Annotated in this window: 14 protein-coding genes; 6 read left to right on the plus strand and 8 right to left on the minus strand. The window is 60.2% G+C overall.

Features of this window, described 5'->3' with window-relative positions; all coding sequences use genetic code 11:
* Positions 1 to 10 precede the first annotated feature (10 nt).
* From J1W56_RS13090 to J1W56_RS13100, 3 genes are all read right to left on the minus strand, one after another.
* The gene (locus tag J1W56_RS13090) at positions 11 to 3,067 is read right to left on the minus strand and encodes a helicase-related protein (protein WP_223613724.1); all 3,057 of its coding nucleotides are present in this window, start codon (positions 3,065 to 3,067) and stop codon (positions 11 to 13) included.
* 682 nt (positions 3,068 to 3,749) lie between these two features.
* Positions 3,750 to 4,475, minus strand: coding sequence for an acetoacetyl-CoA reductase (phbB, locus tag J1W56_RS13095; protein ID WP_105734374.1), 726 nt, complete (start codon positions 4,473 to 4,475; stop codon positions 3,750 to 3,752).
* A gap of 130 nt (positions 4,476 to 4,605) precedes the next feature.
* Entirely contained in the window at positions 4,606 to 5,790 is a 1,185-nt protein-coding gene (locus J1W56_RS13100; RefSeq protein ID WP_223613725.1) for an acetyl-CoA C-acetyltransferase, read from the minus strand.
* Positions 5,791 to 6,063: 273 nt separating this feature from the next.
* Here J1W56_RS13100 and phaR point away from each other — a divergent pair, with 273 nt between their 5' ends.
* Both phaR and J1W56_RS13110 read left to right on the plus strand, forming a co-directional pair.
* Positions 6,064 to 6,675, plus strand: coding sequence for a polyhydroxyalkanoate synthesis repressor PhaR (gene phaR / locus J1W56_RS13105; protein WP_105734372.1), 612 nt, complete (start codon positions 6,064 to 6,066; stop codon positions 6,673 to 6,675).
* A 90-nt stretch (positions 6,676 to 6,765) separates the two neighbouring features.
* A complete protein-coding gene (locus tag J1W56_RS13110; protein ID WP_223613726.1) occupies positions 6,766 to 7,203 on the plus strand; it encodes a GlcG/HbpS family heme-binding protein in 438 nt (145 codons plus the stop codon).
* Between the two features lie 33 nt (positions 7,204 to 7,236).
* Here J1W56_RS13110 and J1W56_RS13115 read toward each other — a convergent pair whose 3' ends face one another.
* Positions 7,237 to 8,136, minus strand: coding sequence for a LysR family transcriptional regulator (locus J1W56_RS13115; protein ID WP_223613727.1), 900 nt, complete (start codon positions 8,134 to 8,136; stop codon positions 7,237 to 7,239).
* Between the two features lie 165 nt (positions 8,137 to 8,301).
* Here J1W56_RS13115 and J1W56_RS13120 point away from each other — a divergent pair, with 165 nt between their 5' ends.
* Positions 8,302 to 9,762, plus strand: coding sequence for an MFS transporter (locus J1W56_RS13120; protein WP_223613728.1), 1,461 nt, complete (start codon positions 8,302 to 8,304; stop codon positions 9,760 to 9,762).
* Between the two features lie 60 nt (positions 9,763 to 9,822).
* On the opposite strand, the gene J1W56_RS13125 is transcribed toward J1W56_RS13120, so the two are convergent.
* From J1W56_RS13125 to mtgA, 3 genes are all read right to left on the minus strand, one after another.
* Positions 9,823 to 10,227, minus strand: a complete 405-nt coding sequence (locus tag J1W56_RS13125) for a hypothetical protein (protein WP_105734368.1) — start codon at positions 10,225 to 10,227, stop codon at positions 9,823 to 9,825.
* Between the two features lie 83 nt (positions 10,228 to 10,310).
* Positions 10,311 to 10,493: a 50S ribosomal protein L32 gene (gene rpmF, locus J1W56_RS13130; RefSeq protein ID WP_008121851.1), complete on the minus strand. Its 183-nt coding sequence runs from the start codon at positions 10,491 to 10,493 to the stop codon at positions 10,311 to 10,313.
* A 178-nt stretch (positions 10,494 to 10,671) separates the two neighbouring features.
* Positions 10,672 to 11,409 (minus strand): monofunctional biosynthetic peptidoglycan transglycosylase, encoded by a 738-nt coding sequence (gene mtgA, locus J1W56_RS13135; RefSeq protein ID WP_223614126.1) that lies wholly within the window; start codon positions 11,407 to 11,409, stop codon positions 10,672 to 10,674.
* A 170-nt stretch (positions 11,410 to 11,579) separates the two neighbouring features.
* Here mtgA and J1W56_RS13140 point away from each other — a divergent pair, with 170 nt between their 5' ends.
* Complete coding sequence (locus tag J1W56_RS13140) at positions 11,580 to 12,497, plus strand: polyprenyl synthetase family protein (RefSeq protein WP_223613729.1); 918 nt, start codon at positions 11,580 to 11,582, stop codon at positions 12,495 to 12,497.
* 2 nt (positions 12,498 to 12,499) lie between these two features.
* Here J1W56_RS13140 and ispG read toward each other — a convergent pair whose 3' ends face one another.
* Positions 12,500 to 13,756, minus strand: a complete 1,257-nt coding sequence (gene ispG / locus J1W56_RS13145) for a flavodoxin-dependent (E)-4-hydroxy-3-methylbut-2-enyl-diphosphate synthase (protein WP_226904674.1) — start codon at positions 13,754 to 13,756, stop codon at positions 12,500 to 12,502.
* Positions 13,757 to 13,972: 216 nt separating this feature from the next.
* Between ispG and J1W56_RS13150 the strand changes: the two genes are divergently transcribed.
* Both J1W56_RS13150 and J1W56_RS13155 read left to right on the plus strand, forming a co-directional pair.
* Entirely contained in the window at positions 13,973 to 14,752 is a 780-nt protein-coding gene (locus tag J1W56_RS13150; protein WP_223613730.1) for a 3-hydroxybutyrate dehydrogenase, read from the plus strand.
* Positions 14,752 to 15,873, plus strand: a complete 1,122-nt coding sequence (locus J1W56_RS13155) for a patatin-like phospholipase family protein (RefSeq protein ID WP_223613731.1) — start codon at positions 14,752 to 14,754, stop codon at positions 15,871 to 15,873. Before J1W56_RS13150 ends, J1W56_RS13155 begins: the two co-directional genes overlap by 1 nt.
* Position 15,874: the final 1 nt, after the last annotated feature.

Consider the following 15,874-nt stretch of genomic DNA (forward strand, 5'->3'; position numbering starts at 1 on the left):
GGTCAAACCCTCACTTCTTCATCTGCTCCTTCAACGCCAGCAACTTGGCGAAGGGGGAGTCCATGTCGATCTTGACCGGGCGTTCTTCCCGCTCCGGACGCTTGCCGTGATTCTGCGGCTTGCCGGAGGGCTTGCCGCCTTCCTGCCGGGCGCGGTCGCCGCCGCCAGGCTTGCCGCCCTTGCCGCGGAAATCCTTGCGCTCACCGCGCTCGCCCTGCGGACCGGCACTGCGGTTCGGACGGCTTTGACGCTCCTCGCCCTGGCTGTTGCCATTGCGGGCCTGCGGTTCACGCTGATTCTCGCGTCCGCCCTGTGGACGGCGGTTGTTGTTGCGGCCTTCGAAGCGGGGAGCCTGGCGCCAGAGCAGCACCGGCTTGGGTGCTTCTTCCGCCGCTGGAGCGGTTGCGGTTTCTGCAACAGCCGCAGGCGCTTCTTCTGCAACCACAGCGGCTGCCACAGCCTCGACAACCGGTTTGACGATGGGATCACCAACCGGTTCGGCGGCAGGCACGGATTTGGTGGCTTCCGGCGCAACGGCAGCCGTTTCCTGCGGGGCAGGCGACTGGGCAACCGCATCGAGTTCGGCAACCTTGGCCGACACAACGGCTGCATCGGTTGCTTCCGAGCGGTAGCCGAGATTCTTCAGGATTTCTTCCATATCGTCGGCTGTTGCGCCGAGAATGGACATCATGGCCGGGGTGACGACGAAACGCGTGCCGTCATAGGCACCGTCGGGCCGCGTTCCGCTTCCCGGCTTCCATGCCAGTGCCGGACGGATGAGATCGGCCAGACGCTCGAGAATATCGATGCGCACGGCACGGCGTCCGAGCAGCCGGTAGCCCGCGAGGCGGTAGAAGGCCGGATCGAAGGCGGGATCGGTGACAACCGACGTGCGGCCTGCGGACAGCACCTGCACCACATCGCCATAGCCGGGACGATCCTTGGCATCTTCCTTGAGTGCCCACAGCAGTGTCAGCAGACCCGCAGGCGCTGGTTTGAGCAATGCAGGCAGGAAGACGTGGTAGGCGCCGAAGCGCACGCCCAGACGGCGCAGGGCCGCGCGCGAATCCTGATCAAGGCCGCGGACATCTTCAGCCACATCGCGGCGCTGCAGCACGCCAAAATTTTCGACGAGCTGGAACGCCAGTCCCCGCGTGATCCCGACCAGCGCATCCGCGTTGGCAAGATCAACCAGCGGCTTGAGCACCGTATCCACATGATGGGCGAGGAAACGGTCAACCCGCGCGGCGACCTTGTCGCGTGCCGGTCCCGTCAGCTGCTCGTCGGCCAGCAGCACCGCGCGAGGCTTCAATGGCTGCTCGCCCGAGACGACCGAGGCGACCGGAGCGCCAATCCAGCGCAGCGTCCCGTCCGATCCCAGGGCAAAGTCGCCGTTCGCGGAAGCGGCAAAGCGCTCGGCGCGATTGTCGAACTCTGTCGCCAAGGCTTTTTGTGCAGCGGCCTTCACGGCTTTTGCATCGGTTCCATCGATCTGGCTGTCCGTGGTGAAACGGAATCCATCCAAACGTCCAACATGGTGCCCTTCGACAACAACGTCCCCGGCAGGGCTAATTTCGGCTTCTAGCATTGTATTCTCTCTCAGGCGCCTCATAAGCACGCTTGTCCTGCGGTCTACGAAGCGTTTCGTCAACCGTTCATGCAGTGCATCTGATAATCTGTCCTCAATTTCACGCGTCTTTTCTTGCCAATGTGCCTGATCTGCCAGCCATCCCGGCCGATGCGACACAAAAGTCCAAGTTCTGATCTGGGCAATCCGCCGCGACAAAGCATCGATATCGCCGTCGGTCGTATCAGCCCGGTGCACCTGTTCGCCCATGTATGTTTCGTTAACATGACCATGTTCGACGAGATCTGTATAGATCGATGCAATAATATCCGCATGCTGCGCCGGCGCAATTTTGCGGTAGTCCGGCAACGCGCAGGCATCCCACAGGAGGGCCACCCGTTCCGGCGTGTTGGCCAGCGGCGCGATATCCGGATCTTTCGACAGATATTCGAGCGCCTGCTGATCCACCGCAGGCAGCGCCCGGGTCAATCCCTCCACCGGTGCGGGTGTGTCGATCGACCGTTTCAACGCATCAAGGCTGGAAAAATCAAACCGGGCGGTGCGCCATTGCAAAATCTTGACGGAATCGAAGGCATGCGATTCCACGCGCTGCACCAGTTCTTCTGAAAAACCGGAAACCTGCCCTGTAACGCCAAACGTGCCGTCGCGCAGGTGCCGCCCGGCGCGCCCGGCGATCTGGCCGATTTCGCCCGGCGACAGATCGCGGAACTGATAGCCGTCAAACTTGCGGTCCTGCGCAAAAGCCACGTGATCGACATCGAGGTTGAGCCCCATGCCGATGGCATCTGTGGCGACCAGATAATCCACATCGCCCGACTGATAGAGATCCACCTGGGCATTGCGGGTGCGCGGGCTCAAGGCCCCCATGACCACGGCGGCACCGCCATTCTGGCGGCGGATCAGTTCGGCGATGGAATAGACCTCGTCCGCGGCAAAGGCCACGATGGCGGTGCGCGGCGGCAGGCGCGTGATCTTCTTCGAGCCGGCATAGGTCAGATTGGACAGGCGCGGACGCGTGACGACGGAGATGCCGCGCAGCAGCTTTTCCAGTATGCCGCGCATGGTGGCCGCACCAAGCAGCAAGGTTTCCTGACGGCCCCGCAGATGCAGGATGCGGTCAGTAAAGATGTGGCCACGCTCCAGATCGTTGGCAAGCTGGACCTCGTCGATGGCAACGAAATCCATATCCGTCTGGCGCGGCATCGCTTCGACGGTACACACCGCATAGCGCGCGCCGGGCGGCATGATCTTTTCCTCACCGGTGATCAGCGCGACATTGGCAAGCCCCACCCGTTCGGCAACACGGTTGTAGACTTCGCGCGCCAGCAGGCGCAGCGGCAGGCCGATCATGCCCGTCTGGTGCGCCAGCATCCGCTCAATGGCGAGGTGAGTCTTCCCCGTGTTCGTCGGCCCCAGAACGGCGGTGACGTCACGACCGCTCAGGATCAAGGGAAGTTCGGGAGTAGGCATAAGGTTCATCAAAAATATCCAACACCGGCACGACGGCCTTACCAGAACCAGCAAGGCATGCCGGGCATGCACTATCCGATAGCATTATCGGCATCAGACAGAAAGTATGCGGCGACCTCAAGATAAACAATTGCGAACCGATTCACGGAGTGTTCCATTAAGAAACAGAACGCGAGCAGAACGAATCAGCGACGAATCAGCTATAGGATCAGATTCCTGCTTTGTTCACGGCCACATCTAGCTTTCCCGGGTGCGAGTCGCACAAGATGCTGAATCAGCGGGAACAGGATTTCAACGAATCGGTCCACCGCCGTTAACCTTTGGCTTTTCCGCGCAAAAGCGGGCGGTCCGCCGTCAACGATTTTTTGGTCTGTTAAGAAAATCGCAATATTTCCTTATAGTTAGTTAAGGAATCCAAGGCCCGGGTGCCCCGTTTCATTAACACTCCGATCAAAGGAAGAACGAATCAGCGACGAATCAGCGCCTTGTCCATTTTCCTGTTTTGTTCACGGCTACATCTTGTGCCGAAGGCGCGGGAGTCGCACCAATCCCCGAACGCACGGGAAGGAAATAGGACAAGATTCAGGAAACGCCGTTAACCTTTGGCCGCGAATATCGGGAATCGCCGCCGCACAAAACGAAAACGCCGCCGACCGTTTCCAGTCCGCGGCGTCTTTTGTTTTGCTTCCGATCAGCTGAAATACTGCCCGCCATTGGCTGTCAGCGTCGAGCCGGTGATGAAGCCGGCATCGTCAGAGGCAAGGAACACCACGCAGCGCGCGATTTCTTCCGGCTCGCCCAGACGTCCGACCGGGATTTGCGGAATGATGCGCTCGTTGAGCACCTTCTCGTCGATGGCCCGAACCATTTCCGTGCCGATATAACCCGGACAGATGGCATTGACCGTAATGCCGGCGCGCGCGCCCTCCTGCGCCAGCGCCTTGGTAAAGCCGATATCCCCGGCCTTGGCCGCGGAATAATTGGCTTGCCCGGCCTGGCCCTTTTGTCCGTTGATCGAGGAAATATTGATCACGCGGCCGAATTTGCGGTCACGCATGCCCGTCCATACCGGATGGGTCATGTTGAACAGGCCGGTCAGATTGGTGTTGATCACTTCGCCCCATTGGCCAGGGGTCATCTTGTGGAACATGGCGTCACGGGTGATGCCCGCATTGTTGACCAGCACGGCGACGGGGCCGTGATCGGCCTCGATCCTGGCAATACCTGCAGCGCATTCTTCATAGTTGGAAACATCCCACTTGTAGGTGGCAATACCGGTCTTTTCCGTGAATTTCTTCGCCGCGTCGTCATTGCCGGCGTAATTTGCCGCGACCTTGTACCCTGCCGCTTTCAGGGCCACGGATATGGCTGCGCCGATACCACGTGTTCCGCCCGTAACGATTGCCGTTTTGGTCATATTTCCCCTCCCTAATTCATGTTGGATCAAAGTTAGTGTTGTTGAAAAAGAGACGTGGCAGCAGCCTGGAAATTTAGTGCTGCCGGAACACGGGTTCGACAAAGGCCGAACCCGTGCTCATTCTTGCAGATCAGTCCTTGACGCGCTCAACGCACAGGGCAATGCCCATGCCGCCGCCAATGCACAGCGTGGCAAGGCCCTTTGTGCCGTTGCGGCGCTTCAATTCATAAAGCAGCGTGTTGAGCACCCGGGCACCGGATGCGCCGATGGGATGACCGATGGCAATGGCACCGCCATTGACATTGACGATGTCGGGATTGAGCCCGAGATCCTTGTTGACGGAAAGCGCCTGCGCCGCGAAGGCTTCGTTGGCTTCGACCAGATCAAGGTCCTCCACCTTCCATCCGGCCCGCTCCAGGGCCTTGCGTGACGCAGGGATTGGACCTGTGCCCATGATGGCAGGGTCGACACCGGCCGTTGCCCAGGAAACGATGCGGGCCAGCGGCTTGACGTTGCGGCGCTTGGCCTCGTCCTCGCTCATGAGCACCACGGCAGCCGCACCATCATTGAGGCCGGAGGCATTGCCTGCGGTAACGGTGCCTTCCTTGTCGAAAGCGGGCTTCAGCTTGGCAAGGGAGGCGAGTGTCGCGCCGTGACGGATATACTCGTCATCCGCAACGATCACGTCGCCCTTGCGGGTCTTGACCGTGAACGGCACGATTTCATCCTTGAACTTGCCCGCCTTCTGCGCGGCTTCCGCCTTGTTCTGGGAGCCAAGGGCGAACTTGTCCTGATCTTCGCGGGTGAACTGCCACTTGCGGGCGATGTTCTCGGCGGTATTGCCCATGTGGTAGCCATGGAAAGCGTCGGTCAGGCCATCCTTGATCATCGTATCGATCATCTTGAAATCGCCCATCTTCACGCCGCTGCGCAGATGCGCGCAATGCGGCGCCATCGACATGGATTCCTGTCCGCCCGCCACGATGATATCGGCATCGCCGGTTGCGATCTGCTGCATGCCGAGGGCCACGGCGCGCAGGCCGGAGCCGCAGAGCTGGTTGAGCCCCCAGGCTGTCGCCTCCTGCGGAATGCCTGCCTCCATGGCGGCCTGGCGGGCCGGGTTCTGCCCTTCGCCGGCGCTGAGCACCTGGCCCATGATCACTTCATCGACATCGGCACCATCGACACCAGCGCGGCTCAGCACTTCCTTGATCACCGCAGCGCCGAGTTCGTGGGCCGGGACGTTGGCAAAAGCACCGTTGAAAGACCCCACGGGGGTTCGCGCTGCACTGGCGATAACGATGGATTGGGTCATAGACGTCTCCTTATCATTGAGATGCTGAATTCATTCAGCTTGGCTTCCCGAACAGAATTCCCTCCCTGCGGCAGTTTGACAAGGGGCATTCGCCGCGAAGCCAAATTTATCGCCTGCAAGCCAGAGAAAGGCGAGAATGATCTGCGCGATGGATGCGGCGCACAAATCACTTTGATTTGTGCCGCTTTCCCCCTATCCTCGTGGATATATCAGTAAGCGGGCACGCAAATTCAGACCATTTGAGTCTGATGACATGAGTTGGGGAGTTCTCTGATGGCAGCAAAAACCGGCGACGTCGTCATTAAAAAATATGCCAACCGGCGCCTCTACAATACCGGCACAAGCACCTATGTGACGCTGGAAGATCTCGCCGAGATGGTGAAGCGCAATGAGGATTTCACCGTTCAGGACGCCAAGACCGGAGAAGACATCACCCATTCCGTCCTGACCCAGATCATCTTCGAACTGGAAAACAAGGATGGGCAGAACATGCTGCCGATTCCGTTCCTGCGCCAGCTCATCGCCTATTACGGCGACCAGATGCAGGTGGTGCTGCCAACATTCCTCGAACAGTCCATGAGTGCCTTTGCCAAGGAACAGGAGCGCATGCGCGAGCAGCTTTCGGCCGCCTTCGGCAAATCGCCGATCGACATGATGAACATCAGTGCGCCGGTCAAGCTCGTCGAGGAGCAGGTTCGCCGCAACACGGAGATGCTGCAGCACGCCATGCGCATGTTCACGCCATTCCCGCTCAACAAGACGGCCGGAGCGGCCGAGGCCGACGAAACACCCGCCGCCGAAACCGCCAAGAAGGATACCGGGCTGGACGAACTGAAAGAACAGATCGCCGCCATGCAGCGCAAGCTGGACTCCCTCGACAAATAATCCAGGTCACATCCGTTTTTGACTGAATATCCGGCTCGCGCGGCGGATCGGCTTTTGCATTCCATGACCATACGAACTCAAGAGGACACCATGGCCCAACTCTCACTTTCCAAAGCCAACACCATCATCAAGGCAGCGCTTGCCAAGGGCACCGAGGCTGGCATGCGGCCGCTCTCCGTCGCCGTGCTCGATGCCGGCGGCCACCTCAAGGCCTTCCAGAAGCAGGACGGCGCTTCCCTGCTGCGCTTCGAGATCGCCTTCGGCAAGGCGTTCGGCGGCCTGACCATCGGCACGGGCTCGCGCACCGTTGAAAAATTCGCCAAGGAACGCCCGCACTTCGTCGAGGGGCTGGTGGCAGCGTCCGGCGGGCGCGTCATCCCGGTGGCGGGCGGCGTTCTCATCAAGAATGCCAAGGGGGAGCTTCTCGGCGCGGTAGGCATCACCGGCGACACCTCCGACAATGACGAGATTGCTGCCATCGCCGGTATTCAGGCGGCCGGTTTCATCGCCGACGGCGGCCAGAGCTGATCACCGGCCCTGTTCTGGAACAGGGCAGCGGCGCTACAGGCGTGTCCCGGCGAACAGCCGGGGCGCAATGAAATCGACGAACACCCGCAGCTTCGGCGACAGATGCCGGTTTGAAGGCCAGAGCACCCAGAACTGGCCTGTCTGAACCAGACATTCGTCAAGCAGCGTGTGCAGTTCGCCCGCCTTCACCGCATCGGCCACCAGGAAGTCCGGCATATAGGCAATGCCGAGGCCGCGGACCGTCGCGCCATAGAGCGCTTCCATATTGTTGCACACCAGCGCCGAGGGCAGATGCAGGTCAATGTCCGAAGCTGCTCCTCCCATCACCCAGTCCTGCAGCTTGCCGCTTGTGGGAAAGCGGTAGCGCAGACAGGCGTGATGCTGCAGGTCGCGCAATTCCCTCGGTCTGCCGCGCCTCTGCAGATAGGCTGACGACGCGGCAAGCACCTGCCGGAACGGACCAAGCCGGCGCGCCATCAGCGACGAATCCGGCAAATCTCCACTGCGAATGACGGCGTCGAACCCTTCTTCGATCACATTGACGATCTGGTCGTTGAAATCGAGATCAAGCTCGATTTCCGGATAGAGCTGTTCGAATTCGGGCAGGTGCGGCAGCAGGAAACGATAGCCGATCGTCGGCAGGCTCACACGCAAGCGCCCGCGCGGGGCTTCCTTGGTGCGCGACAGCATGGATTCCGCATCATTGAGATCATCAATGATGCGGCGGCAGCGCTCATAAAACAGCTGCCCCTCCTCGGTGAGGCTGATGCGGCGCGTGCTGCGCTGGAACAGGCGCACATCCAGGTTCTGCTCCAGCCGGGCAATCGTTTTTCCAACCGCCGAAGCGGAAATACCCAGCGACCGGCCAGCCGCAACGAAACTCAGCGTTTCCGCGGACCGCACGAAAGCAAACAAACCATTCAGATTATCCATGGCCACTCTATTAGAGAAATATTGTCCGCTATGTCGGGATGTATGCCGTAATTTTCAACGATTAAAGCCTGTGTATCATGAATACAACTATTCCCTTCCACATTTTGATACTGCAGGTGAAAAATGACTGCCCAAACACATCCGCACAATACAGCGGAGAAGCTGATGATTCTGACCGCTGTCTGCCTGGCGGCCCTCGCCATGCCCGTCAGCTTTACCGGCCCTGCCGTCGCACTTCCTGCCATTGCCCGCGCCCTTGGCGGCAGCCCGGTCGAACTCAACTGGGTTACCAATGGCTTCATGCTGGCCTTCGGCAGCAGCCTGATGGCGGCGGGCGCGCTCGCCGACAATTACGGGCGCAAACGCGTCTTCCTGACAGGCCTTGTGCTTTTTGCCGTTTTCTCGCTGGCACTGTCGCTTGTCACCAGCCTTGTCTGGTTTGACATCATGCGCGCGGCACAGGGCCTTTCGAGTGCCCTCGCCTTTTCCGGCGGCATGGCCGCACTCGCCCAGGAATTCGACGGGCAGGAACGCACGCGCGCCTTCAGCATGATCGGCATCACATTCGGCATTGGCCTGTCTTTCGGGCCGATTCTTTCGGGAACGCTGATCAGTCATTTCGGCTGGCAGGCAGCAATCCTCGTCACCCTGCCGATCACCCTTGTCGCGTTTAGCCTTGGTGTTTTCCGGCTGCGGGAATCGCGCGACCCCGACGCAAGGGGCATCGACTGGCCGGGCGCTATCAGCTTCACTCTGGCGCTGACGCTGCTCACGTGCGGCATATTGCAGGCACCGGATATCGGCTGGGGGCACCCGCTCGTCATCAGCATGCTCGCCGCCGCGCTGCTCGTGTTCGGCTTCTTCGTAATCGTCGAACAGCGCGCGGCACGGCCGATGCTGGACCTCAGCCTGTTTCGTTATCCGCGTTTTGTCGGCGTGCAGATCCTCGCCGCGGCTCCCGCCTATTCCTTTGTCGTCCTGCTGATTCTCCTGCCCATCCGCTATATCGGCGTGGAGGGCTTCAGCGAGGTTCAGACCGGGCAGATGATGATTGCCCTGTCGGGCCCGCTGCTCATCGTGCCGTTTCTGGCAGCACTGCTCACGCGCTGGTTCTCCGCCGCGATCCTGTGCAGTGCCGGTCTTCTCCTCTCGGCAGGCGGACTGTTCTGGCTCAGCCGGTGCATGCCGGGCCAGCCGGTGGAACTGACACTCCCGGCATTGGTCCTGATCGGCTTTGGCATCAGTCTGCCCTGGGGATTGATGGATGGCCTCGCCGTCAGCGTCGTCCCAAAGGAGCGGGCCGGCATGGCAACGGGTATTTTCAGCACCACGCGCATTGCCGGTGAAGGCATTGCCCTTGCCATTGTCAGCGCCCTGCTTACCGCGCTTCTCAACTGGAAATTGGGTACGGGTCCTGATGCCGCGCAGGCGGCCCAGAAGCTGGCAACCGGCAATATCGCCTCAGCCATGGGCCTATTGGGTCCGGTCAGCCCGCAAGCGGTACTGCAGACCTATGGCGAAGCCTTCGGCCAGCTCCTGCAGATTCTGGCGGAGATCACCCTTGTGACGGCACTCGCCATCTTCATCGTCATGCGCATACCGGACAAGGCAGTCATCGCCGCCTGACCGGCCCAGCGATATCAAGCCCCGGCAGATGGTCTCCTCTGCCGGGGTTTTTGCATGATGTCAGCGGAAGTTGACGTCGCGCCCGGCGGAGCGCAGCGAAACGGTGAATCCCGCCAGAATATCGAAAAAAGCCATCGCCATCAGAATGAAGAACAGCGAATGCGAGGCGCTGGGAACCAGCAGGAATTCCACCAGAAATGCCACGAACACGAAGGTCGACAGGAGATGGTCAACCACCGAGGCATTGCTCGTGCGCGTTGACTTCATGATCTCGAAGAACAGCAACGCCAGCGACAGCACGATCATCAGGTCGCCCAGTGTCATCCGCCATACGCCGCCCGACAGCATCTGCATGGAATAGAGCTGCGTCGCCCACGGATCGGCGCCGCCAATACCCGTCAATCCGGCAACCACCAGATTGAACACAACAAGCGGCACGATCATCAATGGAATATTGGAAATCACGGCATCTGTCTCCCATCAGCATGTCATAAACAAAAAGGACCGGCACAAGGCCGGTCCTCTTTATCACGAAATCCAGGAAGGGATCAGCCTTCTTTCGGCGTCAGAACCTGACGGCCGCGATACATGCCGGTCTTCAGATCGACATGGTGCGGACGGCGCAGTTCGCCTGAATTCTTGTCTTCGACGTAAGTCGGGGCCTTCAACGCGTCGGCGGAACGGCGCATGCCGCGCTTCGACGGAGAAGTTTTTCTTTTAGGTACAGCCATTGTTCCTGCTCCAGTAATCAGTCAAAATCCGGCGCTGGCCCGATCGAGCCTGTCACAATGGACAAAATTCCGGAAAGTTCGGCTGGGGCTATACACGGCTTGAGAGCTTTTGACCAGCATGAGTCGCATATTTTTTGTCGCAAATGCCGATATGCCGGGATTTGCGCCGATAGAGGGTCTATTTGACACAACCAATATACGCACCGGCGCCCCGCGCACGCCGTTCATTGAGCCTTGCCAGCGTTTGCAACCCCTGCCCCGGCCGCGCCGGATTGCGCGCGATCGGGTTGGGCAGGGTCACCGCGAGAAAGGCCGCCTGCCGCGGTGTCAGCCTTGCCGCACTCACCTTGAAATGATGCTGCGCCGCCGCCTCGATGCCATAGATGCCCGGGCCCCATTCGGCAATATTCAGGTAGATTTCCATCACCCGCCGTTTGGTCAGGATCAGATCGGTCATCATCGCCAGCGGCATTTCCAGGCCCTTGCGGATGAAAGACCGGCTGTTCCACAGGAACAGGTTCTTGGCGGTCTGCATCGTGATCGTCGACGCACCGCGCGTCTGCTCACCATCCATGGCATCGGACACAACCAGATTCATCGCATCCCAGTCGACGCCGGAATGAAAGCAGAACCGCGCATCCTCCGACATCATGACGGAATGCACCAGCACCGGGGAAATCTCGTCCAGTGACGCCCAGCGCCGGTCATAACCGGAAAAAGTCACGAGGTCCTTCACCATCAAGGTGGAAACCGGATGCACGAACGGCAGCCGGTACAGGCTGAGCAGGATGATGGGGATCATCATCAGGAGGATACCCGCCAGAATCAGGTAGCGCACGATGCACCCCAAAGGCGAGCCGCCCGGACTGACCAGATAGCCTCCGCCTCTTTTGTTTCTGACCAGAACCCGTGTCACACCCGCCGCCTGCGTTGAAAGCCCACCATGGACATAGAGCAACCATCCGCCAAAGGGAACCATTTCCATGCCATTCCAGTCATGTTCACAATGACAACAAGGCAAAAATGCAAAAGCAGCGCATCTAATCATTGACCGGGCGCCGATTTTTCGCTCATTGCCAGATCATGATGACAGATCAAGACACTTCCCTGTTTCAGATGACATTGCTGCATCGCGCCGCCTCGGTGGAAACGCTGCTGGCCGACCTGCTCTCGGATCAGCCGCAAGACGGCGAGATCAGCCGTCCGCCCCGCCTCATGGCAGCGATGCGGCACGGCGTTCTCAACGGCGGCAAGCGTCTGCGCCCCTTCCTCGTTCTGGAAAGCGCCGCTCTCTTCGGTGCCGACACCCCCGCGGCTTTGCGGGTAGCGGCGGCGCTGGAATGCATCCATAGCTATTCGCTCGTGCATGACGATCTACCGGCCATGGACAATGACGATATGCGCCGCGGCCAGCCGACGGTGCATCGCAAATTCGACGAGGCAGCGGCAATCCTCGCAGGGGACAGCCTCCTGACCTACGCGTTCGAACTGATCGCAGCCGAGGCGACTGAACTTGATCCCGGCGCCAAGGTTGCATTGGTGACGGCTCTGGCACGCGCGGCCGGCATCGGCGGCATGACCGGCGGCCAGGCGCTCGATCTGGAGGCGGAAAAGGTCAAACCTGACGAGGCAGGCATCATCCGCCTGCAGGCCATGAAGACCGGCGCGCTGATCCGTTTCGCCTGCGAGGCCGGTGCCATGATCGGCAATGCCAATTCCCGGGATCGCGAACGGCTGGCGGAATACGGCTCGGCCATTGGCCTTGCCTTTCAGCTGGCCGACGACCTGCTCGACGTCACCGCCGATGCTGCCCATATGGGCAAAGCCACCGGCAAGGATGCGGCAGCGGGCAAGGCTACGCTGGTTTCACTGCACGGGATCGACTGGACCAAGCGCCAGTTGAGCGGGCTGGTGGCACAGGCCGAGGAATTGCTTGCGCCCTTCGGCGAAAAGGCTGCCCTGCTCAAGCAGGCCGCACGGTTCATCGCCGAGCGGCAGAGCTGAATCTATTCGGCCGCGTGCGAGCCTGCGCCCTGGCCGAAGCGGTTTTCGATATAGTCGGCAACCATCTTCTGGAATTCCTTGGCGATACCCGCACCGCGCAGGGTCGCCACTTTCTTGCCGTCAACAAAGACCGGGGCCGTCGGCGTTTCGCCGGTTCCCGGCAGTGAAATGCCGATATCCGCCATCTTGGATTCGCCCGGCCCGTTGACGATGCAGCCCATCACCGCGACATTGAGCGCTTCGACACCGGGATATTTCTCGCGCCAGACCGGCATATTGTCGCGAATATCGCTCTGGATCGATTGCGCCAGTTCCTGAAACACGGTGGATGTGGTCCGCCCGCAACCGGGACAGGCCGCGACAATCGGGATGAACTGGCGAAAGCCCATGGTCTGCAGCAATTCCTGCGCCACCTGCACTTCACGTGTCCGGTCACCGTTCGGCTCCGGTGTGAGCGATATGCGGATCGTGTCGCCGATACCCTGCTGCAAAAGAATGCCAAGGGCTGCAGAGGAAGCGACAATGCCCTTGGAGCCCATGCCGGCTTCGGTAAGGCCGAGATGCAGCGCATGATCGCAGCGCCGCGCCAGCTCCGCATAAACCGCGATCAGGTCCTGCACCAGGCTGACCTTGGCGGAAAGAATGATCCTGGAGCGCGGCAGGCCGATTTCTTCGGCCAGCTGCGCGGAAATCAGCGCCGACTGGACAATGGCTTCCCGAGTGACCTGTTCCGCCGTCAGGGGCGCGCCGGCCGCATGGTTCTGGTCCATCAGTGCCGTCAGCAGTTCCTGATCGAGCGAACCCCAGTTGACGCCGATGCGCACCGGCTTGTCATAGCGGATCGCCATTTCGATGATGGCGCCGAACTGCGCATCCTTCTTGTCCTTGAAGCCGACATTGCCCGGATTGATGCGGTATTTCGCCAGCGCTTCGGCGCAGGCCGGATGGTCCGCCAGCAGTTTGTGACCGATATAATGAAAATCACCGACCAGCGGCACGTTCAGTCCAAGCCGGTCCAGCCTTTCGCGGATTTTCGGCACAGCGGCAGCGGATTCATCCCGGTCAACGGTGATACGGACGATCTGCGATCCCGCGCGGGAAAGGGCTGCCACCTGTGCAACGGTGCCGTCCACATCGGCTGTATCCGTATTGGTCATCGACTGCACGACGACGGGTGCGCCTCCGCCAACCATGACCCCGCCCACATCGACGCCAACGGAGGCGCGGCGGGCAAAGGGCTGCGAATAATAGTCAGACATTGTCAAACTCCAGATATTCCCTTCACGTGGCGCAGGGAACGCCTTGTGTCAACACCATGTGACATGAACGCGGCAAATTCAAAGCAAATGCCCTTCCCGATCACGCCACAGTGAACCGTATGACAAAGTGTTCACGTTCCAAAGCTGGTATTTTTGCTGCAATGCAATATATTCCAGACGCCTTCAACACGGTTGTTAAACCAAAGGAAGTTTCTCATGGCCAAGAAGACCGCAGTCGTCACAGGTTCCAACTCCGGCATCGGACTGGGTTCCGCCCACGCCCTCGCAGCGGCGGGTTACAATGTGGTGATCAATTCCTTCACGGACCGCCCGGAAGACCACGATCTTGCCAAGGAGATCGCCGCACAGCATTCCACCGGCGTCGCCTATATCAAGGCCGACATGTCCAAGGGTGACGAATGCCGTGCCCTGATCGACCAGGCTGCTGCCGCATTCGGCAGCGTCGATGTGCTGGTTAACAATGCCGGCATCCAGTTTGTCGCCCCTGTCGATGAATTCCCGACGGAAAAATGGGATGCGATCATCGCCATCAACCTGACCTCGGCGTTCCACACCACCGCTGCGGCGCTTCCCTATATGAAGAAGGCCGGATGGGGCCGCATCATCAATATCGCCTCGGCGCATGGCCTGCGCGCATCGCCGTTCAAGTCGGCCTATGTGGCGGCCAAGCACGGCATTCTCGGACTGACCAAAACCGTCGCGCTGGAAGTGGCGGAAAAGCATATCACCAGCAACGCCATCTGCCCCGGTTATGTCCTGACACCGCTCGTCGAGGCTCAGATCCCCGACCAGATGAAAGCGCACAACATGGACCGCGAAACCGTCATCCGCGAAGTCATGCTGGACAGGCAGGCAACCAAGGAATTCGCCACGGTCGACCAGATCGGCGCAACGGTGGTGTTTCTCGCCAGCGATGCGGCGGCGCAGATCACCGGTACATCCATCTCCGTCGATGGCGGCTGGACGGCGCAGTGATGAACCACAAACCCAAAGTCATCAACATCGCGCTGCAGGGCGGCGGCTCGCACGGCGCCTTCACCTGGGGTGTTCTCGACCGCATTCTGGAAGATGGCCGGTTGACCATCGAGGGCATATCCGGCACCAGCGCCGGCGCCATGAATGCTGTCGCGCTGGCTGATGGCTGGAGCCGCAACGGTCCCGATGGCGCCCGCGAAAAGCTCTATGAGTTCTGGCGGGCGGTGGGCCGCACCGGGCAGTTCAGTCCGGTTCAGCGTACGCCCTGGGACCGTTTTTTCGGCAACTGGTCCGTCGAGAACGGCGTCGGGTACAATCTGTTCGAGCAGTTCTCGCGCATGTTTTCGCCCTATGAGTTCAACCCGTTCAACCTTAACCCCCTGCGGGATGTGGTCGAGCGTGAGATTGATTTCGACCGGGTGAAAGCCTGTTCGGCACTCAAGCTGTTCATCTCGGCAACCAATGTGGAAAGCGGCCGCCTGCGGGTCTTTTCCCAGTCGGAGCTCAATGCCGATGTGGTGATGGCATCCGCGTGCCTGCCCTATATTTTCCAGGCGGTGGAGATTGAAGGTGAACCCTACTGGGATGGCGGCTATGGCGGCAACCCGGCGCTCTATCCCTTCTTCTATTCGACCAAGAGCGAAGACCTGCTGCTTATCCAGATCAACCCGATCGAACGGCGCGGCGCGCCGAAGACCGCCCGCGAAATCACCGACCGTATCGACGAGATCACCTTCAATGCGGCGCTGCTGCGTGAGTTCCGTTCGATTGCCTTCGTCAATTCGCTGATCGACGCAGGCCGGATCGAACACGGCGAATACAAGCATATCCGCATGCACCGTATCGATGCCGATGTGGCGCTGGCCGGCCTGGCGGCCTCGTCAAAAATCAACGCGGAATGGGCCTTTCTCGAATATCTGCGCGATCTCGGCCAGGCCGCAGCCGATGACTGGCTGGAAGAGCATTTCGATGCGGTGGGCGAGCACGCGACACTCGATCTCTCCGGTGAACTTTCTCCCGAAATGAATGTAGGATTGAAAGCCCACAAGGCCGGACGGAGGGTGACCGACTTTCTGCTGCAGCGCAAGAAACCGGCGGTCGCGGCAAGCCGCCGGGCATAGA

This window comes from Phyllobacterium calauticae, from assembly GCF_019991125.1.
In the GTDB taxonomy this organism is placed as follows: domain Bacteria; phylum Pseudomonadota; class Alphaproteobacteria; order Rhizobiales; family Rhizobiaceae; genus Phyllobacterium; species Phyllobacterium calauticae.